Raw genomic sequence first — 25,617 nt, 5'->3', positions numbered from 1 at the left:
CGGGCCTCACTTCATCGCTCCGGCCAGACGCCCGCGCGCGCGCGACTGCAGATCGCCGAGCTGCCCCGGCAGCGCATGGGCCCAGGCGGTGATGTTGCCGGCGCCGAGACAGACCACGTAGTCGCCGGACTTGGCGATGGCGTGGATCATCTCGGGCAGGCTGTCGGGACCGGGCAGCGGCACGACCGAACGGTGGCCGCGGGCGCGCAGGCCCTCGACCAGCGCGTCCTTGTCGACGCCGGCCATCGGCTGCTCGCCCGCCGCGTAGACATCGGCGACGATGACCGTGCCGGCGTCGTTCATGCAGGTGCAGAACTCCTCGAACAGCGTATGCAGGCGCGAGTAGCGATGCGGCTGGACGACGGCGATCACGTCCCGCGCGCCGGCCTGGCGGGCGGCCTTGAGCACGGCCGCGATCTCGACCGGGTGGTGGCCGTAATCGTCGATGACGGTGATGCCGCCGGCCTCGCCGGTGCGGGTGAAGCGCCGCTTCACGCCCTTGAAGCCGGCCAACGCGGTGCGGATGGTGCTCTCGTCGACGTCCATCTCGACGCCGATCGCGATGGCCGCGAGCGCGTTCTGCACGTTGTGCTGGCCCAGCATCGGCAGGCGGAAGGGCTTCATCGTGCGCGACCGGCCCGTGGCGCGGTCGGTCACCGTCACCTCGAAGGTCGCACCCATGCGGTCGGTGATGATGCGTTCGGCCCGCACATCGGCCTGCGGCGAGAAGCCGTAGGTGACGATGCGGCGGTCCGACAGGCGCGGGATCATCGCCTGGACCTCGGGGTGGTCCATGCAGAGCACGGCGAAGCCGTAGAAGGGGATGTTGCCGACGAACTGGGCGTAGCCTTCCTTCATGGCATCGCCCGTCCCCCAGTGGTCGAGGTGCTCGGGGTCCATGTTCGTCACGACCGCGACAACGGCGGGCAGCTTCAGGAAGGAGCCGTCGGATTCATCGGCCTCGACCACCATCCAATCGCCGGCGCCCATGCGGGTGTTGGTGCCGTAGGCGTTGACGATGCCGCCGTTGATGACGGTGGGGTCGAGGCGCGCGGCCTCGAGCACCGCGGCGACGAGGGAGGTGGTGGTCGTCTTGCCGTGGGTGCCGCCGATGGCGATGGACCATTTCAGCCGCATCAGCTCGGCCAGCATCTCGGCGCGGCGGACGACCGGGATGAACCGCTTGCGGGCGGCGACCACCTCGGGATTGTCGCGCTTCACCGCCGTGGAGACCACGACGACCTGCGCGTCGCCGAGATGGGCGGCGTCATGGCCGACCGCGACGTGGATGCCGGCCTCGCGCAGTCGCGTGACGTTGTAGCCCTCGGCGAGATCGCTGCCCTGCACGTGGTAGCCGAGGTTGTGCAGCACCTCCGCGATGCCGGACATGCCGATGCCGCCGATGCCGACGAAATGGATCGGGCCGATGTTGAGCGGAAGCGCGCGCATCAGGCGGTCCCCATGGCGTCGTGGTGGGCGAGCGCGAGCACGCGATCGGCAAGGTCCCGCGCCGCATGCGGGCGGGCGAGGGCGGCCGCCGCGGCGGCGGCCGAGACAAGGCGAAGCGGAACCGCGAACAGCGAGAGGAGGCGTTCGGCCAGCGCTGCCGAGGTGAAGGAGGGCTGCGGGTAGACCCAGGCGGCGTCGGCCTCGGCGAGCGCGCGGGCGTTCGCGGATTGGTGGTCGTCGATCGCCGAGGGGAGCGGCACCAGGATGGAGGGCCGCCCGGCACAGGCGAGTTCGGCGACCGTCGAGGCGCCGGCGCGGGCGACGACGAGATGCGCGGTCGCGATCCGCCCGGCGATGTCGGGGAAGAAGGGCGCGAGGTCGGCGACCACACCCGCGGCGCGATAGGCGCTCTCGGTACGGGCCAGGTCCTCGGCGCGGCATTGCTGCGTCACCAGCAGCCGCGCGCGGATCTCCTCGGGCAGCGCGGCGACGGCGGGGGGCACGACATCGGCGAAGATCCGCGCGCCCTGGCTGCCGCCGGTGACCAGCAGGCGCAGCGCGCCGCCTTCGGGCGGCAGCGGATAGGGCTGGCCCGCCAGCGCGGCGAGCGCCGGGCGCACAGGATTGCCGACCACGGCGGTGGTCGTCCCGGCGGGGACATTCGTCGTGCCCTCGAAGGACAGGGCGAGCAGGTCGGCGGCGCGGGCCATCAGGCGATTGGCGCGGCCGAGCACGGCATTCTGTTCGTGCAGCACGATGGCGGGGCGGCGTGCCGCGCCCGTCAGACGGGCCGCGGCGAGGGGCGGGAAGGAGGCATAGCCGCCGAAGCCGACCACGGCCGAGGGGTTCAGCTCCGCGAGGTGCCGGCGCGCCTGGACCGTGCCGGCGACGAGCGCGACCGCGCCCTTGGCCGCGCCGCGGACGCCGCGGCCGGACAGGCCGGCGCCGCTGAGCACGAAGCGCTCCGCCGCCGCGAAGGCGGCGCTTTCGTACGCGGCGGAGCGCGCATCGGTCATCAGCGCGATGCGCTCGCCACGGCGCAGCAACTCGGCGGCCAGGGCCTCGGCCGGAAACAGATGGCCGCCGGTCCCGCCGGCGGCGATGACGATGGGGCGCACGGCGGGGCCCCTCACCGGAGTCCTCCCGCCGGGACGGCGGGGGCAGCGGGGTCGGCATCCTCTCCGGCCCGCGTGCCGGTCCGCCGGCGCGTGAGCGCGAGCAGCATGCCCATCCCGATCGCGATGGCGAGCACCGAGGAGCCGCCGTAGGAGACGAAGGGCAGCGTCATGCCCTTGGTCGGGATGAGGTGCAGGGTCGAGCCCATGTTGACGAAGGCCTGCAGGCCGAACTGCGTCAGCAGGCCCGTGCCGGCCAGCATGACGAAGAGGTCGCTCTCGCCCAGCAGCCGCATCAGCCCGCGCACCACGACATAGGCGAACAGCGCGATGATCACGAGGCAGAGGACCATCCCGTATTCCTCCGCCGCCACGGCGAAGACGAAGTCGGCATGGGCATCGGGCAGCACGTTCTTCACGCGGCCCTCGCCGGGGCCGCGGCCGAGCAGGCCGCCATTGGCGAAGGCCTCGAGCGCGACGCTGACCTGGTAGGAATCGCCGGACGACGGGTCGAGGAAGCGCTGCACGCGCGACTGCACGTGCGGGAACATGAAATACGCCGCGACCGCACCCGCGACGCCGATCCCACCGACCGCGCCGACCAGGAACAGGTTCATGCCGGCGACGAAGAACTGTGCGAAGAACACCGCCGAGATGACGATGAGCATGCCGATATCCGGCTGCCCCTTCAGGATTGCCGCGATGGTCAGGTAGAGGACCAGCGCGATCGTCGCGCCCCAGACCTTGGATCCCGGCGCCTTGCCCTCGGCAATCAGCCAGGCGGCAACGACGGCGAAGAAGGGCTTGAGGAATTCCGACGGCTGCAGCGACAGCGCCGGGATCGGCAGCCAGCGTCGCGCGCCCTTGATCTCGACGCCGACGACCAGCGTCGCCGCGGTCAGCACCAGCGCCGCCGTGAAGCCCAACAGGGCCAGCCGCCGCACCCCGCGGACCGAGAGCAGCGACACCGAGACCATCAGCAGCGCCGCCATGGCGAGGTAGGCGACCTGCTTGATGAAGAACATGTGGCGCGAGGAGGCACCGATGCGCTCGGCGACCGCCGGGGAGGCGGCGAGCATCATCACGTAGCCGAAGCCGATCAGGATCAGCAGCGCGCCGAGCGTCCAGCGGTCGACCGTCCACCACCAGCGGCCAAGGACGGAGGTGTCGGCGCGGGAGAAGGCCATCAGGCGGCACCCGCCGAAAGCAGGCCGGCGACGAGCTCGCGGAAGCGGTCGCCGCGGGCGTCGAAGCCGCTGAACTGGTCCCAGGAGGCGCAGGCCGGGGAGAGAAGCACGACGGGCGCGGCACCGGCGAAGGCGGCCGCGGCGGCGGCGGGCACCGCGGCATCGAGCGTGCCGACGACCTCATGGGCAACGCCATGAGCGGCGAGCGTCGCCGCGAAGGCGGAGGCATCGCGGCCGATCAGCAGCGCCTTGGCGATGCGGGGAAAGAAGGGGGCCAAGCCCTCGATGCCGCCTTCCTTGGCCATGCCGCCGGCGATCCAGACGACGCGGTCGTAGGAGGCCAAGGCCCGGGCGGCGCTGTCGGCGTTGGTCGCCTTGCTGTCGTTGACGAAGGTGACGCCGCGGGCGGTGCCCACGCGTTCCTGCCGGTGCGGCAGGCCGGAATAGGTGGCGATGCCGGCCGCGACATCCTGCCGCGACAGGCCGAGCGCGAAGCCGGTCGCTGCGGCGGCGGCCGCATTCTGCGCGTTGTGGCTGCCCGGCAGGGCCGGCGCGTCGTCGAGCGAGAGGATGGGACCGGAATCGTCGCGCAGGGAGCGACCCTCGGCCCAGACCCCGCCCGGCTGCGGCGCGAGGCCCGATACCGGAACGATCCGCGCGGCGATACCGCGGGACAAGGCCGCGGTCATGGCGTCGTCCTGCCCCAGCACCGCGACGTCCCCGACCCCCTGCCGCGCGAAGATATTCGCCTTCGCAGCGGCATAGCCGGCCATGCTGCCATGGCGGTCGATGTGATCCGGGCTGAGGTTCAGCATGACAGCCACGTTGAAGCGCAGCGTGGCGATTCGCTCCAACATGTAGCTCGACATTTCGAGGGTGTAGACCCCTTCGGACCCCAAGATGTTGAGTCCCAGCGCAGGCGGCCCCAGGTTGCCGCCGACCTCCGCCTCGCGCCCCGCCCGCAGCAGGATGTGGTTGATCAGGGCCGTCGTGGTGGACTTGCCGTTGGTGCCGGTCACCCCGACGAAGCGGGCGCCGGAATGGGCGGCGAGCACCGCGCGGTAGAGGAATTCCGCGTCGCACAGGATCGGCGTTCCGGCCTGCTGTGCCGCCGCGGCGATGCGGTGCGGCTTCGGCAGGCGGTGCGGGATGCCGGGGGACAGCAGCAGGGCGTCGGCGCGGAAGCGGCCCTCCGTGGGGTCGCGGACCACCAGGCCCGCAGCGGCGGCCGCGCGCCGCTTCGTCTCCTCATCGTCCCAGGCCACCACCTCCGCGCCCCAATCGGCGAGGCGCAGCGCGGCCGGGAGCCCGGCCCGACCGAGCCCGACGACCGCGATGCGCGCGCCGAGAAACGGGGTGAAGGGCGGGGCCGGGACGGTCATCGGATCTTGAGCGTGCTGAGGCCGACGAGTGCGAGGATCATCGCGATGATCCAGAAGCGGATGACGATGGTGGGTTCGGCCCAGCCCTTCTTCTCGAAGTGGTGGTGCAGGGGCGCCATCAGGAAGACGCGGCGACCGGTCCGTTTGAACCAGAAGACCTGGATCATCACGGAGACGGTTTCGACAACGAAGAGACCGCCGACGATGGCGAGAACGATTTCGTGCTTCGTGGCGACCGCGAGCGCGCCGAGCGCGCCGCCGAGCGACAGGGAGCCGGTGTCGCCCATGAAGACGGCCGCCGGCGGCGCATTGAACCACAGGAAGCCGAGCGCCGCGCCGATCAGCGCCGAGGCGAAGACCGCGAGCTCTCCCGTACCCGGGACGTAATGGAGCTGCAGGTAGTCCGCGAAGACGCGATTGCCGACCAGGTAGGCGATCAGCGCGAAGACGGCCGCGGCGATCATGACCGGCACGATGGCGAGTCCGTCGAGCCCGTCTGTGAGGTTCACTGCATTCGACGACCCCATCATCACCAGCATGCCGATGAGCGGGAAGAAGATGCCGAAGGGGATCAGCAATTCCTTGAACACCGGCAAGGCGAGCTTGTCGGCCAGGGGGCCGGGCATCAGCGCGGTGATCCACACGGCGACCGCGAGGCCGAGCCCGGCCTGGCAGATCAGCTTCATCCGGCCGGAGACGCCCTTGGTGTTGCGCTTGGTCACCTTGAGCCAGTCATCGGCGAAGCCGAGCGCGCCATAGCCGATGGTCACCACGAGCACGGCCCACACCATCCCGGACCGCAGGTCGGCCCACAGCAGCGTCGAGACGACGAGGGCGAGCAGGATCATCACCCCGCCCATGGTCGGCGTGCCCTTCTTTTCGATCAGGTGGCGTTCCGGCCCGTCGTCGCGGATCGGCTGGCCGCCGCGCTGGAAGGAGCGCAGCCAGCGGATGATCGCGCCGCCGAAGACGAGGCAGATCAGCAGCGCCGTCAGGCACGCGGCCCCCGCGCGGAAGGTGTGGTAGCGCGCGAGGTTGAAGAGCGCGAAATCCTCGGCGAAGGGAGTGAGGAAATTATAGATCACGGCCGCATGCCTTCGGTCAGCGCCTCCACAACGACCGCCATGCGCGATCCGAGCGAGCCCTTCACCAGCACCGCGTCGCCCGGACGCAGCGCCTGCTTCAGCACCGGCGCGAGGCTCGCGGAATCCGGCAGGTGCGCACCGCGCCGCCCCTCGGGCAAAGCGCGGTAGAGGTGGCCCATCATCTCCCCGCAGCAGAAGACGAGGTCGCAGGCCTGCGCCGCGTCGGGCGCCAGACTCGCGTGGATGGCGGGGGCCTCATCGCCCAATTCGCGCATGTCGCCAAGGGCGGCGATCCGGCGGGTGGCGGCCTGGGCCGCGAGCACGGCAAGCCCGGCGCGGATCGAGGGCGGGGAGGCGTTGTAGGAATCGTCGATCAGCAGCGCCTCGCCGCCCGGCACGACGACCCGGCTGCGCCGGCCGCGCCCGGCGGGCGCGCCGAAGGCGGGCAGGGCGGCCGCGGCGGTCCGCGGCGACAGGCCAAGGGCCGCGACGGCGGCGAGCACGGCGCAGGCATTGAGCGCGACGTGGCGGCCCGGCGCGGCCAGCATGACGCCGATCCGTTCGCCGCGCAGAAGGATCTCGGCGCGCCCGCCATCCTCGGAGCCCTCATAGGAGAGCAGGCGGGCATCGGCGCCGGGCGCCTCGCCATGCGTCAGGACGGCGAGGCCGGTCTCCTTGGCGCGGGCGGCGAGGCGCGTGGCGAAGCGGCTGTCGGCCGGGATGACCAGCGTGCCGCCCGCTTCGATGCCGAGGAGGATGTCGCCCTTCTCCTCGGCGATCGCCTCCTCGCTGCCGAGATTGCCAATATGCGCGGTGCCGGTGGTGGTGATGACGCCGACATGCGGCTGGGCGAGGCGGGTGAGGGGCGCGATCTCGCCGCGCTGGTTCATGCCCATCTCGATCACCGCGAAGGCGGCGTCGCGCGGCATGCGGGCCAAGGTGATCGGCACGCCCCAGTGATTGTTGAAGGAGGCCGCGGAGGCATGCGTCGGGCCGAAGGCGGCGAGCGCGACGCGCAGCATCTCCTTCGTCGTGGTCTTGCCGACCGAGCCGGTGACGCCGACGACGCGCGCATCCGACCGCGCGCGGCCGGCGGCGCCGAGGGCGGTGAGGCCGGCCAGCGTCTCGGCCACGCGCAGCAGCGGGGCGTCCGGCGCGACGCCGGGCGGGTCGCGGTCGACCAGCGCGGCGGCCGCGCCCTTGGCCAGCGCGTCGGCGACGAAGTCGTGCCCGTCGCGCGTATCGCGCAGCGCGACGAAGAGGTCGCCCGGCGCGAGGCTGCGCGTGTCGATCGAGATGCCGGTCACGGCGACCTCGGCCGCCAGCGTCCCGCCGGTGGCGGCGCGGAGCTCGTCGCTGGTCCAGAGGGCGGTCACGATACCACCCCGGCGAGCCGCCGGACGACCTCGATGTCGTCGAAGGGGTGCTTGATGCCGGCGATCTCCTGGCCGGCCTCGTGGCCCTTGCCGGCGACGGCGAGCACGTCGCCGGGACGGAGGTCGGCGAGCGCGGCGGCGATGGCGTCCTCCCGCGCGCCGGCGTCGATCGCGCCCGGTGCGCCCGACATCACCGCGGCGCGGATGGTGGCGGGATCCTCGCTGCGGGGATTGTCGTCGGTGACCCAGACCTTGTCGGCGCCTTCGGCCGCGGCGCGACCCATGAGCGGACGCTTGCCCGGATCGCGGTCGCCGCCGGCGCCGAACAGGGCATGGAGGCGGCCGGGGGTGTGGGGGCGCAGGGCCGCCAGCAGGCGCGCCAGGGCATCAGGCGTGTGCGCGTAGTCGACATAGACGGCGGCGCCGTTCGGCAGCACGGCGGCGCGCTCCATCCGCCCATGCACGCCGACGAGGCGCGGCAACGTGGCGAAGACCTGGTCGGCCGGCAGGCCCGCACCGACGGCGAGGGCCGCGGCCAGCAGCGCGTTGTCGGCCTGGAAGCGGCCGGGCAGGGGCAGGTGCAGGTCGTGGCGCGCGCCGAAGGCCTCGACCTCGAGCGCCTGGCCATCCGGCAACGGGCGGGCGGCGAGGAGGCGCACATCCTCCCCGGCCTCGCCCACGGTCAGCAGGTTGACGTGGCGGGCGCGTGCCGCGGCGCGCAGGGCGTCGAGAGTCGCGGCGTCCATCTCGGTGCAGGCGGCGCCGGTCGCCCCGGCCGGCAGCAGCGTGTCGAACAGCCGCAGCTTGGCCGCGCGATAGGCCTCCATCGAGCCGTGGTAGTCGAGGTGGTCGCGCGTGAGGTTGGTGAAGCCCGCCGCAGTCAGCACCACGCCGTCGAGGCGTCGCTGGTCGAGGCCGTGGGAGGAGGCTTCCATCGCCGCCGCGCCGAAGCCCGCACGGGCGAGGGCCGCGAGCGTCGCATGCAGCGCAACGGGGTCCGGCGTGGTCAGGGAGGGGCCGCGCGGGAAGCCCTCGGCGATCAGGCCGAGGGTGCCGAGGGAAGCGGCGCGCTCGCCAGCCAGGGACCAGATCTGGCGCAGGAAATCGACCGTGCTGGTCTTGCCGTTGGTGCCGGTCACGGCGACGACGGTGCGCGGCTGCGCGCCATGGAAGGCGGCGGCCATCAGCGCGAGCGTCCGGCGCGGGTCGCCCGAGGTGATCAGCGGGCGCACCGGCACGCCCGGCGGCCAGTCGGTGCCGTCCGGCGCGATCACGGCGGCGGCGCCCCGTTCCACCGCATCGGCGATGAAGGCGCGGCCATCGGCGCGCAGCCCGGGCAGCGCCGCGAAGATCATGCCGGGTGCGACGGCCCGGCTGTCCGCGGTCAGGCCTGCGACGTCGCGGTTCTCGGGGAACCCGGGCAGGCCGGCGCGCCGCATGAGCTCACCGAGGAACAAGGCTCGCCTCCCGCTGCGGAGCGGCGGCGGCAGGCTGACCGGACGGGCGGGCGGGCGCGGCAGGTCGGGTGGCCGGCGCGGCGGCCGGCGGGTTGTAGCCCGGGATGCCGCGCCCGTTCATCGGCATGGTGATGGCGCGCGTGATCTCGGGTGTGACCGGCTCGGGCAGCATGCCGAGGATCGGCGCGATGCGGGAGATGACCATGCCGGCCGCCGGCGCCGCGACCCAGCCGGCCGTCGCGAACCCGTGGCTGCGGGCGTTCGGCTTCGGTTCGTCGACCATGACGTAGACGGCGTAGCGCGGGGCGTACATCGGGAAGGCGCCGATGAAGGCGGCGATGCGCTTGTTTTCGAGGTAGCCGCCGCGGGGGCCGGTCTTCTGCGCCGTGCCGGTCTTGCCGCCGACGAAATAGCCGGGGACGTCGGCGCCGCGGCCCGAGCCGTCGGTCACCACCAGGCGCATCATGCGGCGCATGATCTCGGAGGTACGTTCGCTGATGACGCGCGTGCCCTCGCGCTGGGTGCCGGGCGGCACGGCGAGGATGGTCGGCTGGCGCAGGATGCCGCCATTGGCGATGGTCGCGCCCGCCGTCGCGACATGCAGGGGCGTGACCGAGATGCCGTGGCCGAATCCGATCGTCATGGTGTTGAGCTCGCGCCACGTCCGCTGGGAGGGAACCAGCGGCAGCGCGGTCTCGGGGATCTCGATGCGCAGGCGGGCGGTCATGCCCATGCGCTGCAGGAAGTCGCGGTGGCGATTGACGCCGACGGCGGCGGCCATGTGCGCCGAGGCAAGGTTGGACGAGTAGGCGAGGATCTCGGGCAGGGCGAGCCAACGCCCCTTGCCGCGATAGTCGTTGATGGTGAAGCGGCCGACCGAGATCGGACGCGACGCGTCATAGCCCTGCCAGGGCTGCAGCCCGTTCTCCAGCGCCATCGAGGCGGTGAGCAGCTTGAAGGTCGAGCCCGGTTCGTAGACGCCGACCGTGACGCGGTTGAAGCGCTGGTCGTTGGTGGCCGCGCCCACGTCGTTGGCGTCGTAGTCGGGCAGGCTGACCATCGACAGCACTTCGCCCGTGTTGACGTCCATCACCACGCCGGCGCCGCCGATGCCGTTGAACTCGTCGATCGCGCGCTGCACCGCCTCGCGCAGCGCGAGCTGCACGCGGATGTCGAGCGACAGCCGCAGGCGTTCGTTCGGCTGGGCGCGCAGGCGCTGGTCGAAGGAGCGCTCGACGCCGGCGATGCCGTTCCCGTCGACGTCGACGCCGCCGATGATGTGCGCGGCCGTGCGGCCCTGGGGGAAGAAGCGCCGCTCGGCTTCCTCGAAGTACAGGCCCGGGATGCCGAGGGTGTTGACCTGGGCGACCTGGCGCGGGGTCAGGGCGCGCGCGATGTAGGCGAATTGCCGCTCGCCCGACAGGCGCTGGATCAAGCGCTCGCGGTCGAGCTCGGGCAGGACGCGGCGGAGCCGGTCGGCGGCCTCGGGGGCGTTCTCGATCTGACGCGGGTTCGCATAGAGCGCGGTCAGCGGCAGCGAGACGGCCAGGATCTCGCCGTTGCGGTCGGTGACGGTGGCGCGGGCGACCGGTGCCTCGGCCGGCGGCGCGGGCGGGCGGGAGAGGGCGACCGCGCGGCGCGGCTCGGCCGGATGGATGACGGTGGCCATCGCGAGCTTGAGCGCGACGGCACCGAACAGCGTGGCGAAGCCGAAGGCGGCGATGACCAGGCGGCCGCGCGTCTTGTCGAGGATCGCCCGGCGCATCAGGTCGGGCTGGGTGACCCGGACGACGGCGCGCGGCGGATCGGCCGGCATGGCGGGACGTCGCAGCATGGGCGCATCGGCGGGGGCCGAATGCGGTGCCGGAGCGGCGACCGGCGTGTGGGGGGGGATGTGGGTCATGGTCTGCGCGGCGGCTACCGCCCCGCCCCGCCGGAAAGCGTGGCGGCGGATGCGCGCGAGATGGGAACGGGCGGCGCCAGCGCGGGCCCGCCGGTGGCGAGCACGGAGGTGATCGGCGGCGCCGCGACGCGCTGCACCGGTGCGGTCGGCGCCGCCTGTTCGACATGCAGCGCACGCTGAACCGGCGGACGCGGCGCGGCCGGCGCCGGCGCCGGGCGGGTCGCGGCGGCGGCGAGGCGCGTCGCTGGCGGTTCGGTGGTGCGCGGCGCTGCCGCCCGCGTCGCCTGCACGGCCGCGACGGCAGCCGCGGCGGCGGCGGGCGCGGGCAGGGGCGCGGGCGTCGCAGCGGCGGCGGGCGCCATGGCGGCGGCGATGACGGCTGCGGCCGGCGGCTCCGTGGGGGCGGGCTCGGCCGCGACCGGCGTCGCGGGTGCGGCCGGTGCGGCAGCGGCCGGCCGGTTCCGCGGTTCGGCCGTGGCGATGGCGAGCGGCGCGGCACGACCGTCGCCGGCCGGCTCGGTGGGCGCGAAGAGGGAGGCGGGCGCGGCGAAGAGGCGCGCGGCCGGCAGGCGGCGCTCCATCTCGCTCAGGCGGACGAACTGCGTCGGCGCCATCGGCTCGAGCGGCAGGTGCCGCTGCGCCACCTGGCGCAGGCGCTCCGGCTCGTTCAGCAGCGCCCATTCGGCGCGCAGCACCTGCGTCCGCTCGCGCGCCTGCTCGGTCTGCCGGTTGATGTTCCGCAGCTCCCGATCGAGCTCCGCGACGGAATGCTTGACCTGGTACAGGTAGAGGCCGGCGCCGGCGGCAGCGGCCATGCTCAGCAGCGTCAGGGGTCGGATCATGCGGCCTCCTCCAGCCGTTCCATCGCGCGCAGGCGGGCGGACCGGGCTCGGGGGTTGTCGGACGTCTCGTCATCGGCCGGGCGCAGGGCGCGCGGCGTCACGAGGCGGAAGCGGGGTGCGGCACGCTGCGTCAGCGCACCGGGATCGTGGCGGGAGGCGCCGCCGGCGCGGCCGGTGGCCTCGGCCATGAAGCGCTTGGCGATGCGGTCCTCGAGCGAATGGAAGGCGACGACGACGAGCCGCCCGCCCGGGGCGAGCAGGCGCGCGGCCGCGTCGAGACCGCGCTCCACCTCGCCGAGTTCGTCGTTCACCGCGAGGCGCAGCGCCTGGAACGACCGCGTCGCGCCATCGATGCCGGACGGATCGCGCGGCACTTTGGATCGCACCAGCGCGGCGAGGTCGCCGGTGGTGGCGAAGGGCTGCTCGGCCCGCCGCGCGACGATGGCCCGCGCGATGCGGCGCGCGAAGCGTTCCTCGCCGAGCCGGAACAAGATGTCGGCGAGTTCGGCCTCGGGAAGCGTGTTGACGAGGTCGGCGGCGGAGGGGCCGGACTTCTCCATCCGCATGTCGAGCGGGCCGTCGGCGCGGAAGGAGAATCCCCGCTCGGCCTGGTCGAGCTGGAAGGAGGAGACGCCGAGATCCATCACCACGCCGTCGAGCGCGGTGACGCCGCGCGCGGCGAGATGCTCGAGCATGTCGCCGAAGCGGCCCTCGATCAGGTGCAGCCTGGGGGCGTAGCGCGCGACGAGGCCGGCGCCGCGCGCAATCGCGTCTGGGTCGCGGTCCATTGCGAACAGGGTGCAGTGCGGCGCGGAGTCGAGGATAGCCGCCGAATAGCCGCCGCCGCCGAAAGTCGCATCGAGGTAGGTCGCCGAATCGCGCGGGGCGAGCGTGTCGAGCACTTCGCGCAGCATCACGGGGAGATGGCCGCTCATCGGGCCTCTCCGTCGCTGCGGCCCGGCGAGGGCAGGGTGAGGCGGAAATCGCGGGCGCGGGCACGAGCGTCGCGGATATGCGCGAGTGCGCGCTCGGTGTCCCAGATCTGGAAGCACTGGTTGGCGCCGATGAAGGACACCGCTTCCGACAGGCCGGCTTCGGCGACGAGATCCTCGGGGAGCACCAGCCGGCCCTCGCCATCCGGGCGCGCGGGATGCGCGGTGGCGAACAGCGCGGCGGCGAGATTGTCGGAGGCGTCGGAGAAGACGTCGAGGCGCGTGTGGCCGGCCGACAGCGCGGCAAACGCGGGCGCGGGCCAGGCTTCGATGCAGGGATGACGGAAGGAGGGGAAGAGCACGATGTCAGCGGTACCCAATGCTTCGAGGACCGCACGGAACTGGGCCGGGACCGAGATGCGGCCCTTCTTGTCCAGCTTGCCCTTGTGCGTGCCCAGGAACTGGGTCATCGCCCCCCGCTGCCGGCTGCGCGATGCCGCCGAAAATTTCACTGTTCCGGGTCAGCGGCCGGCGAGGCCCCCCGACCCCGCCGGCTCGCCCGACCATCCCGCTCCGTGCCCCGCTCGCCCCCCCGAGCGCTGTGGGACCCTCACGGGATGACATGGGATAACATGGGAAAATCCGGGACAGCAAGCGAGAAACGTTGTTGCCGGATCAAGGAGCAACTCGAAAAACAACATGAATCGAGATGCTTGCGGCGCGAGACTGCATGGCCTGCTGAAGCATGGCGAATGAAATCGCGGAATGGTGTGCGGAAGGCGGCGTCAGACGGCCTGTAAGCCGGGTTCTGTCATGCCCTTTCGGGCATGGACGGCCATTCCTCTGGAGCCCGCATCGCTGCGGACTTCGCGCGGCCAACCCGGGCGGAAGGGCGGGACCGCCCCTGCGTCAGCGCCTCTCGGCGCCTCGCCGTCCGCCCCTATTCGGCCTTGCTCCCGGTGGGGTTTGCCGTGCCGCCGCCGTTGCCGGAAGCGCGGTGGGCTCTTACCCCACCGTTTCACCCTTGCCCGTCGGGCCGAAGCCGGCCGGGCGGTCTGTTCTCTGTGGCACTTTCCCTGGGGTCGCCCCCGCCGGTCGTTGACCGGCACCGTAGTCCCGTGGAGCCCGGACTTTCCTCCAGCGCGGGATCGCTCCCGCGCCAGCGGCCGCCCGGCCGTCTGACGCCGTGCGCGGTGTGCGCCGGCGCGAGGCCACGCGTCAAGCCGGCGCGGCGGCCTGCGCGCGCAGCCAGTCCCAGAACGCCTGCGCGGGACGGCGCAAGGGCCCCGGCGGCTTCGCGAGATGGAAGGCGCGGGGTCCGGGCGCCGTGAGCGGATGCGCGTACACCAGACGCCCCGAGAGCAATTCGCGATCCGCGAGGTCCCCGCGCGCGAGGGCGAGGCCGATGCCCGCCGCCGCGGCTTCGAGCGTCAGCGTGTAGTCGCTGAACACGGTGCCTTTGGTCGGCCGCGGCCCGGTCCAGCCAGCCGCCGACAGCCACGCTTCCCAGGTGTCGGCGTTGGTGTCGAACAGGAGCGGCAGTCGTGTCGCGATGGCGCGCACCGACGGCGTGCCGCGCAGCGGGAAGCCTGGCGCGCACACGGGACGAAGCGTCTCGGCGAGCAGCCGTTCGGCCTCGAGCCCGGGCCAGGGTGGCACGCCGTAGCGCACCAGGAAGTCGAGGCCGCTGCGACCGGGATCCTGCAGGTCGGTCGTGGCCATCAGGTCAACGCGGATCGCGGGATGCGCGCGGGTGAAGCCGGGCAGGCGCGGCAGCAGCCAGCGGGCGGCGAAGGACGGGACGAGGCCGACGCGGACCTCGCCGGCAGTATCCTGCGCCCGGCGGCGTCGGGGGGCCGCGGCGCGCTGCGTCGCCTCCTCGATGGCGGCGAGCAGGGGCGTGACCTCGGCGTGGTAACGCAGCGCGAGGGCGGTCGGCTCGGCCCCACGGGGGCCGCGGGTGAAGAGCCTGGCGCCGAGCATCTCCTCCAGTGCCGCGATGTGACGGCTGATGGCGCCATGCGTCAGGCCGAGGGCTGCGCCGCCGCGCCCGAAGGAGCCTGCGCGGAGCGCCGCGTCGAGGGCGCGGAGCTGCTCCATGCTCGGCAGGCGGGTCGGGCGCATGGGCGTGAGTATTCCTCACATGCGGCGTGAATGCTAGGCGCTTCCGCGAGCCATGCCTTCAGCGCAAGGCTTCTCCCGCGGCGCGGACCGTAACCCCCGCGCCGATGGAGAGACCCATGTCCGTCGAGCCCTCTGCCCTGTCGATCCGTGCCGCGACCGGCCGGCGCGAGACCGCGCCCGGCATCGCGACGCGCGTCTGGCTGGCGCTGGCGGCGTTCGTCGAGCGCCAACGCGCGCGCACCCTGATGGCGGAGATGGAAGACCGCATGCTGAAAGACATCGGCATCACGCGCAGCGACATCGATCGGGCCGCGCGTTTCGGTCACGCCAGTCCGGATCCGATCCTGCCATGGTGGCGCGATCCGACCAACCGCTAGTCGAGCCTGACCCGCAACGTCGGCCAGCGCACGATCCAGCCCTTGGCGGCGATGCGCGCGAGCATCGCCGCGGGATCGGCGCGATGGGCCGGCGTCGGGCGCGCGACGCGCGCGAAAAGGTCGGCCTCGCCCCAGGGGGCGAGGATCTCGATGCCTGCCGGCCCGAGCCGCGCCGCGATGGCGGTTGCGGTCTCGGGCCAATGGGCGATGGCGTCCTCGACGTCGGCATAGGGCGCGTGGCCGTTGCGCCCGTGCATGCGGGCCTGGTTCGTCACCGACCAGGGCAGGTCACGCGCGGTGGCCCTCAGATCCTGTTCGTAGGCGGCGTCGCGCGCCGCGGTCGCATCCGTGGGGTCGTGGAAGACGACGTCGATGTCGGCTGGGGGCATCTCTGCGGGGTCGCGACCGGAGAGACGGTCCCAGACCGCATTGCGCAGCAGGCCGGCGCCGATCCAGGCGCCGGGTGGGCCATGCGCCGCCACGGCCGACAGCGCCCGCATCAGATGCGGCTCGCGCGCGACGACCTGCGCGAGGGTCACCGGCTGGTCAGCCGCAGAGCGCGGCGACCGCGGCGATGCGCGCCCGGGTGTCCGCATCCGCGATGCCATCCGTGCGATGCTGCAGCCAGTGGCGTTGGAACGCGGTGACGAGCACGGGCAGCGGCAGGTCGGTCCGGTAGCCGATGGTACCGAGCAGCGGCAGCGTTGCGGCGTCGGGCGGCGGTGCCGGATCGTGCCGAGGCCAGAGGCCGACACCGTTCCGCGCGAGGCCGTCCCAGTCGAAGAGCTCGCCCGGGTCCTCCTTGCGGTCCGGTGCGACGTCGCTGTGCGCGACGACGTTGCGCGCCGGGATGGGGTGGCGGGCGATGATCTCGAGACAGAGGTCGCAGACCGCGGCCATCTGCAGCGCGGGAAAGGGGCGGTAGCCCCATTCGTGCCCCGGATTGACGATCTCGATGCCGATCGAGCGGCCGTTCAGCGCGGTGTGGCCGCGCCAGTGCGAGATGCCGGCGTGGGCGGCGCGGCGCTGTTCGGGCACCAGGCGGAAGACGGTGCCGTCCTCCTCGACGACATAGTGCGACGAGACCTTGGCCGCGGGGTCGCGCAACCGGTCGATCGCGTCCGGGCCGGTCCTCATGCCGGTGTAGTGCAGGATGAGCGTATCGACCGGGACGCCGTCGGGCCGGTCGTCCTGGTTCGGGCTCGGGGCATCGATGACGCGCAGCGTCAGAGGCCGCGCTCCCGCTTGATCCAGTCCCACGCGGCGTTGATGTCGGCGACCTTCGCGGTGGCGCGCTTCACGAACTCCTCGGGCACGCCGCGGGAGGCGAGGCTGTCGGGATGGTTCTCCCGCATCAGCTGGCGCCAGGCGGCGCGGATTTCCTCGTCCGTCGCGTCGCGCGTCAGGCCGAGGATGCGGTAGGGATCCTCGACCTGCTGCGCGGTGACGCCGCGCGGCGTGCCGCCCTTGGCGCGTTCCCATGCGGCGCGATCGAGGCCGAAGCGCGCATGGATGCCGCGCAGCATGTCGCCTTCGGATCTGGTGACCGGGCCGTCCGCGCGGGCGATGCGGACCAGCGCGGCGAGCACGTCCTCGAGCATCGCCTTGTTGTCCGCGAAGGCCTCGCCGAGCTTCTCGGCGAAGGATTCCCAGCCCTCGGCATCCTCGCGCGCCTGGTCGAAGAGGCGGCCGACATCGCGCAGCGACTCCTCGGGCACGCGGAACATCTGCCGGAAGGCGTCGATCTCGGCCCGCTTCACCGGGCCGTCCACCTTGGCGAGCTTGGCGGAGAGCACGACGATGGCGAAGGAGAACAGGTTCTCCTTCCCGCCGAGCATGTGGACCATGTCCGCCGCATTGGGCGGAATGCGGGCGCCGCCAGGGCCGGCGCCCTGGTCGGCGGCATGGCCGAGCGCCGCGCCCACCATCGCGCCGAAGGGGCCGCCCATGGCGAAGCCTGCCATGCTGCCCAGGATCTTGCCCCAGAAGCTCATCGTCGCGGCCGTGCTAGCACGCCGGCGCGCTCGCGTCAGGCGCTTCGGATGCCCCTCCGGCCGGCCCGGCGGCCTTCCGCCCCCCTCACCAGACGGCGAGCGTTCCGCTAGCGTGCGTAACCCCGGAGGGAATCGCTCATGCAGGCTTGGCAACTCGCCTTCGCGCCGCGCTACGTCACCTTGACCCTGGTGACGGCCGCGAGCCTCGTATGCCTTGTCGGCCTGGGAGCCAGCCCCGGCGCCTGGGCCTGGTGGCTGCCCGGTCTTGGCCTGTTCGGGGGATTGACGGCGCTCGGCCTGCACGACCTGACGCAGGACCGCCACGCGATCCTGCGCAACTACCCGATCGCGGCGCATCTGCGCTTCATCCTGGAGGATATCCGTCCGGAAATGCGGCAGTACTTCTTCGAGGATGAGAAGAAGGGCCTTCCGTTCAGCCGCGACCAACGTGCCGTGGCCTACCAGCGGGCCAAGACCCAGCCCGACAAGCGACCGTTCGGCACCCAGTTCGAGGTGTATGACCGCGGCTACGAATGGCTGCTGCATTCGATCGCAGCGCGGCCGCTGCCACGTGCGGATTTCCGCGTGACGGTGGGCGGACCGGACTGCGCGCAGCCCTATTCCGCGTCCGTCTTCAACATCTCGGCGATGAGCTTCGGGTCGCTCAGCGCCAACGCCATCCGGGCGCTGAATGAGGGGGCCCGGCTGGGGACCTTCGCCCACGACACGGGCGAGGGCGGGCTGAGCCCGCATCACCTCGCGCCCGGCGGGGACATCATCTGGGAGATCGGGTCGGGCTATTTCGGCGCCCGCACGCCGGAGGGGCGCTTCTCGCCCGAGCGCTTCGCCGAGACGGCGGCGCATCCGCAGGTGAAAATGGTCGAGCTGAAGCTGAGCCAGGGTGCCAAGCCCGGCCATGGCGGCGTGCTGCCGGCGGCGAAGGTGAGTGCCGAGATCGCCGCGACACGCGGGGTGCCGATGGGGGCGGATTGCATCTCGCCCTCGTCCCATTCCGCCTTTTCGACACCCATCGGCCTGCTGGAGATGGTCGCGCAGATGCGGCGCCTTTCGGGCGGGAAGCCGGCGGGGTTCAAGCTCTGCATCGGGCATCGCTGGGAGTTCCTTGCCATCTGCAAGGCCATGCTCGAGACCGGCATCTATCCCGACTTCATCGTTGTGGACGGCAAGGAAGGGGGGACCGGCGCCGCGCCGATGGAGTTCATGGACCACCTCGGCACGCCGCTGCGCGAGGGGCTGGACTTCGTCCACAATGCGCTGGTCGGGATCCATGCCCGCGACCGCATCCGCATCGGGGCGAGCGGGAAGATCGTCACCGCCTTCGACATGGTGCGCGCCATGGCGCTGGGGGCCGACTGGTGCAACGCGGCACGCGGCTTCATGTTCGCGCTGGGCTGCATCCAGTCCCAGTCCTGCCACACCGACCGTTGCCCGACCGGCGTGGCGACCCAGGACCCGACGCGGCAGCGCGCCCTCGTCATCCGGGACAAGGCGCCGCGGGTGGCGAATTTCCACGCCCAGACCTTGCATGCGCTGGCGGAACTGGTCGCCGCGGCGGGGCTCGACTCCCCGGCCGAGGTGCGGCGCGAGCATCTCTTCCGCCGCATCTCGGAACATGAGGTGGCGAGTTTCGCCACGCTCTATCCCCTGCTGCGGCCCGGCGCGCTGCTGGAGGGGACCGACGATCCGCGCTTCGCGGCGGCCTGGGCGATGGCGCGGCCGGACAGCTTCGCCGCGGCCTGAAGCGCCGGTCCGGCTTGTCCTGGCGCGGCCGGGCTCGCATTCTCCGGCCGACTTCACGCAAGGACGGGGACCTCATGGCCGGCTGGCAGTTCTGGATCGATCGCGGCGGCACCTTCACCGATATCGTCGCGCGCGATCCGGAGGGACGGTTGTCCACCCGCAAGTTGCTGTCGGAGAATCCCGAGCGCTACCGCGACGCCGCCGTGGCCGGCATTCGCGAGGTGCTGGGCGTCGCCCCGGGCGCGCCGATCCAGCCCGGCGCGATCGACGCGGTGAAGATGGGCACCACGGTCGCGACCAATGCGCTGCTGGAGCGCAAGGGCGAACGCGTGCTGCTGATCGTCAACCGCGGCTTCGCCGACATGCTGCGCATCGGCAACCAGGCGCGGCCGCGGCTGTTCGACCTCGACGTGCGGCTGCCGGAACTGCTGCATGAGCGCGTGACGGAGGTCGGCGGGCGCGTCGCCGTCGATGGCGCAGAGATCGAGCCGCTGGACGAGGCCGCGGCGCGGGCGGCGCTCAAGGCGGGCTTCGCCGATGGTATCCGCGCCGTTGCCATCGTGATGATGCATGCCTGGGCGCATCCGGCGCATGAGATGCGCCTGGGCGAGATCGCGCGGGAGGAAGGCTTCACCCAGGTCTCGCTCAGCCACCAGGCGAGCCCGCTGCCGCGGATCGTGCCGCGCGGTGATACGACGGTGGTCGATGCGTATCTGTCGCCCGTGCTGCGTCGCTACGTCGACCAGGTGGCATCCGAACTGCCGGGCGTGCGCCTATACTTCATGCAGTCCAATGGCGGCCTGACCGAGGCCGGGCGCTTCCAGGGCAAGGATGCGATCCTGTCGGGCCCGGCGGGCGGCATCGTCGGTGCGGCGCGCACGGCGGGGATGGGCGGCTTCGACCGCATCATCGGCTTCGACATGGGCGGCACCTCGACCGACGTCGCGCTCTATGCCGGCGAGTTCGAGCGCGCCTTCGAGACCGAGGTCGCCGGCGTGCGCATGCGCGCGCCGATGATGGCGATCAACACGGTGGCGGCCGGCGGCGGGTCGATCCTGCATTTCGACGGCGCGCGGATGCGCGTCGGGCCGGATTCCGCCGGCGCGGTGCCGGGGCCGGCCTGCTACCGGCGCGGCGGGCCGCTCGCGGTCACCGACGCGAACGTCATGGTCGGCAAGATCCAGCCGCGGCATTTCCCGGCGATCTTCGGCCCGGACGGCGACCAGCCGCTGGATGCCGAGGTCGTGCGGGAGAAGTTCACCGCGCTCGCCGCGGAGATCGCGCGCGCGACCGGCACGCCGCAGGACCCGCGCAAGGTCGCGGAAGGCTTCCTGCGCATCGCAGTGGCCAACATGGCGAACGCGATCAAGCAGGTGAGCATCCAGAAGGGCCACGACGCGACGCGCTTCGCGCTGCAATGCTTCGGCGGCGCGGGCGGGCAGCATGCCTGCCTGGTCGCGGATGCGCTGGGGATGGAGACGGTGTTCATCCATCCCTTCGCCGGGGTGCTGTCGGCCTATGGCATGGGCCTCGCCGACCAGGCGGCAATCCGGGAGGGCGCGGTCGAGGCGCCGCTCTCGGCCGAGGGCATGGCGGACCTCGCCGCGCGGCTGGACGCGCTGGCCGGGGAGGGGCGGGCGGAACTGATCCGGCAGGGGGCCGATCCGGCGCGACTGCAGGTCGCCCGGCGCCTGCACCTGCGCTACGCCGGCACCGACGCCTTCCTGCCGGTGGCCTTCGGGGACCACGCGACGGTCCTCGCCGATTTCACCGACGCGCATCGCCGCCGCTTCGGCTTCGCGACACCCGAACGCCCGGTGGTGGTCGAGGCCTGCATCGCCGAGGTCACCATGCCCGGCGAGCAGGTGAACGAAGCCGCGCTGCCCGCCCGTGCCGGTGGTGACGCGCCCGCGGTCATCGACACCGTGCCGTTGTTCACCGAAGGCGCCGAGCATGCCGCGCCGGTCTATGACCGCGACACGCTGCATGCGGGCGATCGGCTGAAGGGCCCCGCGCTGATCCGAGAGGCCAATGCGACGACCGTCGTCGAGCCTGGCTGGACCGCCGAGATCACGGCGCGCAACCACCTGGTCCTGCGCCGGACCGAGAAGCGCGCAGCGGCGCGGCTGGCGGATGCGTCGCGGCCCGATCCGGTGATGCTCGAGCTGTTCAACAACCTCTTCATGAACGTCGCCGAGCAGGCGGGCGCGGTGCTGCAGAACACCTCGCTGTCGGTGAACATCAAGGAACGGCTCGACTTCTCCTGCGCGATCTTCGATGCGCAGGGCTTCCTGGTGGCGAATGCGCCGCATGTGCCGGTGCATCTCGGCGCCATGGGCGAAAGCGTGCGGACCGTCATCCGGTCCCGCGGTACGACGCTGAAGCCGGGCGACGTGGTGGCGCTCAACAACCCGTCGAACGGCGGCACGCATCTGCCGGACATCACCGTCATCACCCCCGTCTTCGACGAGGCGGGGCGCGAGATCCTGTTCTTCGTCGGCAGCCGCGGCCACCACGCCGATGTCGGCGGGCTGACGCCCGGCTCGACGCCGCCAGGATCGAAGACGCTCGAGGAGGAAGGCGTCGTCATCGACGATTTCCTGCTGGTCGATGGCGGCAGGATCCGCGAGGCCGAATTCCGCGCCATCCTCGCCGCCGCGACCTATCCCGCGCGCAGCCCCGACGTGAACGTCGCCGACATCAAGGCGCAGGTGGCGTCCAACGAGAAGGCGGTGCAGGAACTGCAGCGCGCGGTCGCGGAATTCGGCCTCGACACGGTGCGGGCCTACATGCGTCACGTGATGGACAATGCCGAGGAATCCGTCCGTCGCGTGCTGGAACGCCTGCCGGACGGCGCCTTCGCGACCACCATCGACGACGGCACGCCGCTCAAGGTGGCGGTGCGCGTCGACCACGCGAACCGGCGCGCGGTGATCGACTTCGCGGGCACCGGGCCGCAGCGGCCGGACAATTTCAACGCGCCCTCCGCCGTGTGCAGGGCCGTGGTGCTCTACTGCTTCCGCTGCCTGGTGGGGGAGGACATCCCGCTCAACGACGGCTGCCTCAAGCCGCTGGAGATCGTGATCCCGGAGGGCACCTTCCTCTCGCCGCGCCCCGGCGCGGCGGTGGTCGCGGGCAACACCGAGGTCTCGCAGATGACCTGCAACGCGGTGCTCGCCGCGCTCGACGCCTGCGCCTCCGCCCAGGCGACGATGAACAACTTCATCTTCGGCGACGCGACCTACCAGTATTACGAGACGATCTGCGGCGGCACCGGCGCCGGCCCCGGCTTCGACGGCAGCGGGCCGGTGCAGACGCACATGACCAACACGCGCATGACCGACCCCGAGATCCTGGAACTGCGCTACCCGGTGCGGCTCGAGGAATTCGGGATCCGTCGCGGCTCGGGTGGCGCAGGGCAGTGGCGCGGCGGCGACGGGTCGCGCCGGCGCATCCGCTTCCTCCGCCCGATGGAGGCCGTGATCGTCGCCTCTCGCCGCGACGTGGGGCCGCATGGCCTGCATGGCGGGCGGGACGGCGCGGCCGGGCGGCAATGGGTGGAGCGGGCTGATGGCGCGGTGCAGGTGCTGAAGGGCAGCGACCGCGCCTCCCTGCAACCCGGCGACGTCTTCGGGCTGGAGACGCCGGGCGGCGGCGGGTGGGGGCCGCCCGCGGGGTGAGCCGTCGTCTTCTCCTCCTGTTTCTCGGCCTGCCGCTTGCCCTGCTCGGGCTCGCCTGGTTCGCGCCGCGGTTGCTCGACTGGGAGGCGCAGCGCCTGCGGGTTGCCGCGATCGCCGAGGCGCGGCTTGGCCGACCGGTCGGGCTCGGCGGCCCGCTGCGCGTCACGTTTCTGCCGCAGCCGATGGTCGAGGCATCGCGTGTGCATGTCGGGACGCCGGATGGGAACGGACTTGGCATCACCGCGCGCGCGCTGCGGCTGCGTCTCGGCTTGCTGCCGCTGTTGCTCGGACGGTTGGAGCCGCGCGACCTCGTCCTGGTGGGCGCGGATGTCCGGCTCCCCTGGCCGCCCGAGACCATCGGCGCGCTGCGGCCGCCGCCCTGGCTGACGGATTTCGACGCGCGCATCGAATCCAGCCGTGTCTCGGTTGGCGGCGCGGTCTTCGAAGGCGTGGCGGCACGGCTCGCGGCTCCCGGCCCGCTCGACGCGGTCCGCATCGAAGGCAGCTTCACCTGGCGCAGCGCGCCGGTGCGCTTCCAGGCCGTGGTCGGTCGTCCGGGCCATGACGGCGTCGCGACGCTCGACGTCGTGCTGGGCGTGACCGGGGCCTCGGCCTCGGCCCGCGGCGTGCTGGTGGCGGAAGGCGGCTTCGAAGGGCGGGTGGAAGCGTCGGGCAGCGATATCGCGGCGCTGTTCGCCGCGCCGTCGGGCGCCTTCCGGGCGACCGGCCGGCTTGCCGTCACCGGGGAGCTCGCCGCCGCGGACGACCTGGCCCTCGACATCGCCGGGGTGACCGGGCGCGGGGCGGCGACCTTCCGTTTTGCGCCGGAACCGCGGCTCGACGTCGCGCTGGCCCTGGCGCGGCTCGACCTTGATGCGTGGGTCGCGGCGCTGCGGCGCGCGCCGCAGCCGCCGCTGCCCATGGGGCTGGATCTCTCGGCCGAGGTCGCCGCCTTCCACGGCGCGACCCTGCGCGGCCTGCGTGGCGGCGTGATGCGGGAAGGCGATCGCCTGGTCCTGTCCAACATCTCGACGATGTTGCCGGGAGAGGCGCAGCTCACGGCCTCCGGCAGCGCGCAGGGGGGGCGACTGGAACTGACCGGCCAGGTGAGCGGGCCGAGCTTGCGCGCCACCCTGGCGGCCTTCGGCGTGCCGGTCGATCGCTTCGCCGCCACGCGCCTGCGCGCCTTCGAGGGAACGGGCCGCGTCGACCTCGATGCCGCGCAGCTGGCGGTGCCCGAACTCGCGGGCATGGTGGACGGCGCCCGCCTCAGCGGCGCGGGCGTGCTGCGCTTCGGCGTTCGGCCCGTCATTGCCGCGGGTCTGACCTTCGATCATCTCGACCTGGACGGTCTGCTGCCCACCCGCATCGCGCCACTCGACGCGCTGCGCGCGGCGCCCGGCATGGACGTCAACCTGCGCCTCGCGGCGGAGAGCATCGCCTGGGCGGGCGTGCGGGCCGACCGCGCCAGCCTCGATGCGGCGGTGGACCAGGGCCGGCTGACGATCCGACGCGCCGCGGCCCGGCTGGGCGAGGATGATGTGAGCCTGGCTGGCACCATCGCCTTCGGCGCGACGCCGCGCTTCACGGATGTCGCGCTCGACCTCGGCGGCGGGACCGCGGGCGGCGTGGCGCGGGCCCTGCTGCCCAACGCCGGGCTGTCGGACGCGCTGCTCGGTCAGCCCCTGCGGGTGCGCATCGCCGGTACCGGCCCCGCCGATGCCTTGGCGGTGACGGCGGAGGGCGAACTCGGCGAGCTCCGCCTCGCCGGCCAGGCCAATCTGGTGCTGGGCCAGGGGCGCGGCACCGGCTCGGTGACCCTGCGGCATCCGGGCGCGCCGCGTCTGGCCTTCCTGCTGGGGGCGCCCGAGCCGCCGGAATGGCTCGGGGAGGGCTCGCTCTCGCTGGTCGCGACGCTGGCCGTCGCGCCGGACAATGTCACGACCGAGAACCTGGAACTGGTCGCGGGCGGCCTCCGGGCGCGCGGTCAACTGGCTCTGGCGCTGGACGGGGCCCGGCCGCGGCTGACGGGGCGCCTGGCTGCCGACCGGCTGCCGTTGCCGGGCCTGCCCGGTCGGGAGGCGCCGCCGCTCGTGCTGGCGCCGATCGGCCGGATCGATGCGGATGTCGCGGTCGAGGCCGTCGAGGTCGTCACCCCCGATCTGCCCGTGCTCCAGGCCTTCGCGGCACGATTGACGATCGAGGAAGGGCGGGCAGTCCTGGACGGCCTGCGCGCCGGCCTGGGCGGTGGGCGGCTCGACGGGCGGCTCGCCCTCGACGCGATGGCGCAGCCGCCGGTCGTCTCGGGGGCCCTGGGCCTCACCGGGGCGACGCTGACGGGGCCGCTGTTCGGCACCCCGATCGACATCGCGTCCGGGCAACTCGATGCGCAGGGGCGGTTCACCGCCAGCGGACACGGTGCTTCGGCGCTGCTGTCCACCCTGACGGGGGAGGGACGCTTCGCCATCGCGAATGGCGTCCTCGGCGGCGTCGCCTTGGCGGGCGCCGCCTCGGCGGCCGCGCTGGACGACGGCGTCGCGGCCGAGCAGGGGGTGCGCGAGGCGCTCGAGGGCGGAGCGACGGCGGTCGACCGGCTGACGGGCGGCTGGCGGACGGCGGATGGGGAGGTCTCGCTGGAAGGCGTGGGCCTCGCGGCGGAAGGTGGCGCGACCGGGACGATCGAAGGGCGCATCGACATCGTGCGCGGCGCCCTGGATCTGCGGTTGGCGGTCCAGCCGCCGGGTGACGGCGCGCCCCCCATCGCGCTGCGGGTCACAGGCCCCGCCGAGGCGCCGCGGCGGCAACCCGAAGTCGCGCCCTGGGCGCGCTGGCGGGCGGAACGCTGAGCCGCGTGCCGGGCGCTAGAGCATGATCGCATCTTTTTGAGTCGTGGGGGATTCCGGCACGGGCGTCTGATGTGATTCAAGCTGCTGGCTGGGCAGGAGGCCAGCAG

Annotated in this window: 19 protein-coding genes and 1 other RNA gene; 4 read left to right on the top strand and 16 right to left on the bottom strand. The window is 72.8% G+C overall.

The window, feature by feature from the left end:
- Positions 1-6: 6 nt before the first annotated feature.
- The 13 genes from murC to GWK16_RS24110 form a co-directional block, all read right to left on the bottom strand.
- Positions 7-1,449, bottom strand: a complete 1,443-nt coding sequence (gene murC / locus GWK16_RS24170) for a UDP-N-acetylmuramate--L-alanine ligase (RefSeq protein ID WP_170056542.1) — start codon at positions 1,447-1,449, stop codon at positions 7-9.
- A complete protein-coding gene (gene murG / locus GWK16_RS24165; RefSeq protein ID WP_170056541.1) occupies positions 1,449-2,582 on the bottom strand; it encodes an undecaprenyldiphospho-muramoylpentapeptide beta-N-acetylglucosaminyltransferase in 1,134 nt (377 codons plus the stop codon). Before murG ends, murC begins: the two co-directional genes overlap by 1 nt.
- On the bottom strand, positions 2,579-3,751 hold the full coding sequence (locus tag GWK16_RS24160; protein ID WP_211187702.1) for an FtsW/RodA/SpoVE family cell cycle protein: 1,173 nt from the start codon (positions 3,749-3,751) through the stop codon (positions 2,579-2,581). Before GWK16_RS24160 ends, murG begins: the two co-directional genes overlap by 4 nt.
- Complete coding sequence (gene murD, locus GWK16_RS24155; protein ID WP_170056540.1) at positions 3,751-5,133, bottom strand: UDP-N-acetylmuramoyl-L-alanine--D-glutamate ligase; 1,383 nt, start codon at positions 5,131-5,133, stop codon at positions 3,751-3,753. Before murD ends, GWK16_RS24160 begins: the two co-directional genes overlap by 1 nt.
- Positions 5,130-6,218 (bottom strand): phospho-N-acetylmuramoyl-pentapeptide-transferase, encoded by a 1,089-nt coding sequence (gene mraY, locus GWK16_RS24150; protein WP_170056539.1) that lies wholly within the window; start codon positions 6,216-6,218, stop codon positions 5,130-5,132. Before mraY ends, murD begins: the two co-directional genes overlap by 4 nt.
- The gene (locus GWK16_RS24145; protein WP_170056538.1) at positions 6,215-7,594 is read right to left on the bottom strand and encodes a UDP-N-acetylmuramoyl-tripeptide--D-alanyl-D-alanine ligase; all 1,380 of its coding nucleotides are present in this window, start codon (positions 7,592-7,594) and stop codon (positions 6,215-6,217) included. The genes mraY and GWK16_RS24145 overlap by 4 nt, the downstream gene beginning before the upstream one ends.
- Positions 7,591-9,033, bottom strand: a complete 1,443-nt coding sequence (locus GWK16_RS24140; RefSeq protein WP_170056567.1) for a UDP-N-acetylmuramoyl-L-alanyl-D-glutamate--2,6-diaminopimelate ligase — start codon at positions 9,031-9,033, stop codon at positions 7,591-7,593. Before GWK16_RS24140 ends, GWK16_RS24145 begins: the two co-directional genes overlap by 4 nt.
- A 4-nt stretch (positions 9,034-9,037) precedes the next feature.
- Positions 9,038-10,885: a peptidoglycan D,D-transpeptidase FtsI family protein gene (locus GWK16_RS24135; RefSeq protein WP_170056537.1), complete on the bottom strand. Its 1,848-nt coding sequence runs from the start codon at positions 10,883-10,885 to the stop codon at positions 9,038-9,040.
- A gap of 83 nt (positions 10,886-10,968) precedes the next feature.
- Positions 10,969-11,796, bottom strand: a complete 828-nt coding sequence (ftsL, locus tag GWK16_RS24130) for a cell division protein FtsL (RefSeq protein ID WP_170056536.1) — start codon at positions 11,794-11,796, stop codon at positions 10,969-10,971.
- A complete protein-coding gene (gene rsmH / locus GWK16_RS24125; RefSeq protein WP_170056535.1) occupies positions 11,793-12,731 on the bottom strand; it encodes a 16S rRNA (cytosine(1402)-N(4))-methyltransferase RsmH in 939 nt (312 codons plus the stop codon). Before rsmH ends, ftsL begins: the two co-directional genes overlap by 4 nt.
- Positions 12,728-13,198: a division/cell wall cluster transcriptional repressor MraZ gene (locus GWK16_RS24120; RefSeq protein WP_170056534.1), complete on the bottom strand. Its 471-nt coding sequence runs from the start codon at positions 13,196-13,198 to the stop codon at positions 12,728-12,730. Before GWK16_RS24120 ends, rsmH begins: the two co-directional genes overlap by 4 nt.
- A 311-nt stretch (positions 13,199-13,509) precedes the next feature.
- An RNA gene (gene rnpB, locus GWK16_RS24115) (RNase P RNA component class A) lies at positions 13,510-13,910 on the bottom strand.
- 36 nt (positions 13,911-13,946) lie between these two features.
- The gene (locus tag GWK16_RS24110; protein WP_170056533.1) at positions 13,947-14,852 is read right to left on the bottom strand and encodes a LysR substrate-binding domain-containing protein; all 906 of its coding nucleotides are present in this window, start codon (positions 14,850-14,852) and stop codon (positions 13,947-13,949) included.
- A 116-nt stretch (positions 14,853-14,968) separates the two neighbouring features.
- Here GWK16_RS24110 and GWK16_RS24105 point away from each other — a divergent pair, with 116 nt between their 5' ends.
- Positions 14,969-15,229, top strand: a complete 261-nt coding sequence (locus GWK16_RS24105; RefSeq protein WP_170056532.1) for a DUF1127 domain-containing protein — start codon at positions 14,969-14,971, stop codon at positions 15,227-15,229.
- On the opposite strand, the gene GWK16_RS24100 is transcribed toward GWK16_RS24105, so the two are convergent.
- Genes GWK16_RS24100 through GWK16_RS24090 form a run of 3 tightly spaced genes read right to left on the bottom strand, consistent with a single transcriptional unit; the run spans position 15,226 to position 17,223 of the window.
- On the bottom strand, positions 15,226-15,768 hold the full coding sequence (locus tag GWK16_RS24100; protein ID WP_170056531.1) for a nucleotidyltransferase family protein: 543 nt from the start codon (positions 15,766-15,768) through the stop codon (positions 15,226-15,228). The genes GWK16_RS24105 and GWK16_RS24100 overlap by 4 nt on opposite strands.
- 7 nt (positions 15,769-15,775) lie before the next feature.
- Positions 15,776-16,489 carry an N-acetylmuramoyl-L-alanine amidase gene (locus GWK16_RS24095; protein ID WP_338144558.1) on the bottom strand — a complete coding sequence of 238 codons (714 nt, stop codon included), beginning with the start codon at positions 16,487-16,489 and terminating at the stop codon, positions 15,776-15,778.
- Positions 16,456-17,223, bottom strand: a complete 768-nt coding sequence (locus GWK16_RS24090) for a TerB family tellurite resistance protein (protein WP_170056530.1) — start codon at positions 17,221-17,223, stop codon at positions 16,456-16,458. Before GWK16_RS24090 ends, GWK16_RS24095 begins: the two co-directional genes overlap by 34 nt.
- 138 nt (positions 17,224-17,361) lie before the next feature.
- On the opposite strand from GWK16_RS24090, the gene GWK16_RS24085 reads away from it, so the two are divergent.
- The 3 genes from GWK16_RS24085 to GWK16_RS25825 all read left to right on the top strand — a co-directional run bounded on the left by GWK16_RS24085 (position 17,362) and on the right by GWK16_RS25825 (position 25,510).
- Positions 17,362-18,984: an FMN-binding glutamate synthase family protein gene (locus GWK16_RS24085; protein WP_170056529.1), complete on the top strand. Its 1,623-nt coding sequence runs from the start codon at positions 17,362-17,364 to the stop codon at positions 18,982-18,984.
- Between the two features lie 74 nt (positions 18,985-19,058).
- Positions 19,059-22,664 carry a hydantoinase B/oxoprolinase family protein gene (locus tag GWK16_RS24080; protein WP_170056528.1) on the top strand — a complete coding sequence of 1,202 codons (3,606 nt, stop codon included), beginning with the start codon at positions 19,059-19,061 and terminating at the stop codon, positions 22,662-22,664.
- Entirely contained in the window at positions 22,661-25,510 is a 2,850-nt protein-coding gene (locus tag GWK16_RS25825; protein ID WP_170056527.1) for an AsmA family protein, read from the top strand. Before GWK16_RS24080 ends, GWK16_RS25825 begins: the two co-directional genes overlap by 4 nt.
- Positions 25,511-25,617: the final 107 nt, after the last annotated feature.

The organism is Neoroseomonas marina, from assembly GCF_012927745.1.
Taxonomy (GTDB): Bacteria; Pseudomonadota; Alphaproteobacteria; order Acetobacterales; family Acetobacteraceae; genus Neoroseomonas; species Neoroseomonas marina.
The sequence above is the reverse complement of the archived record's forward strand: the minus strand, read 5'-3'. Positions and strand labels throughout refer to the sequence as shown.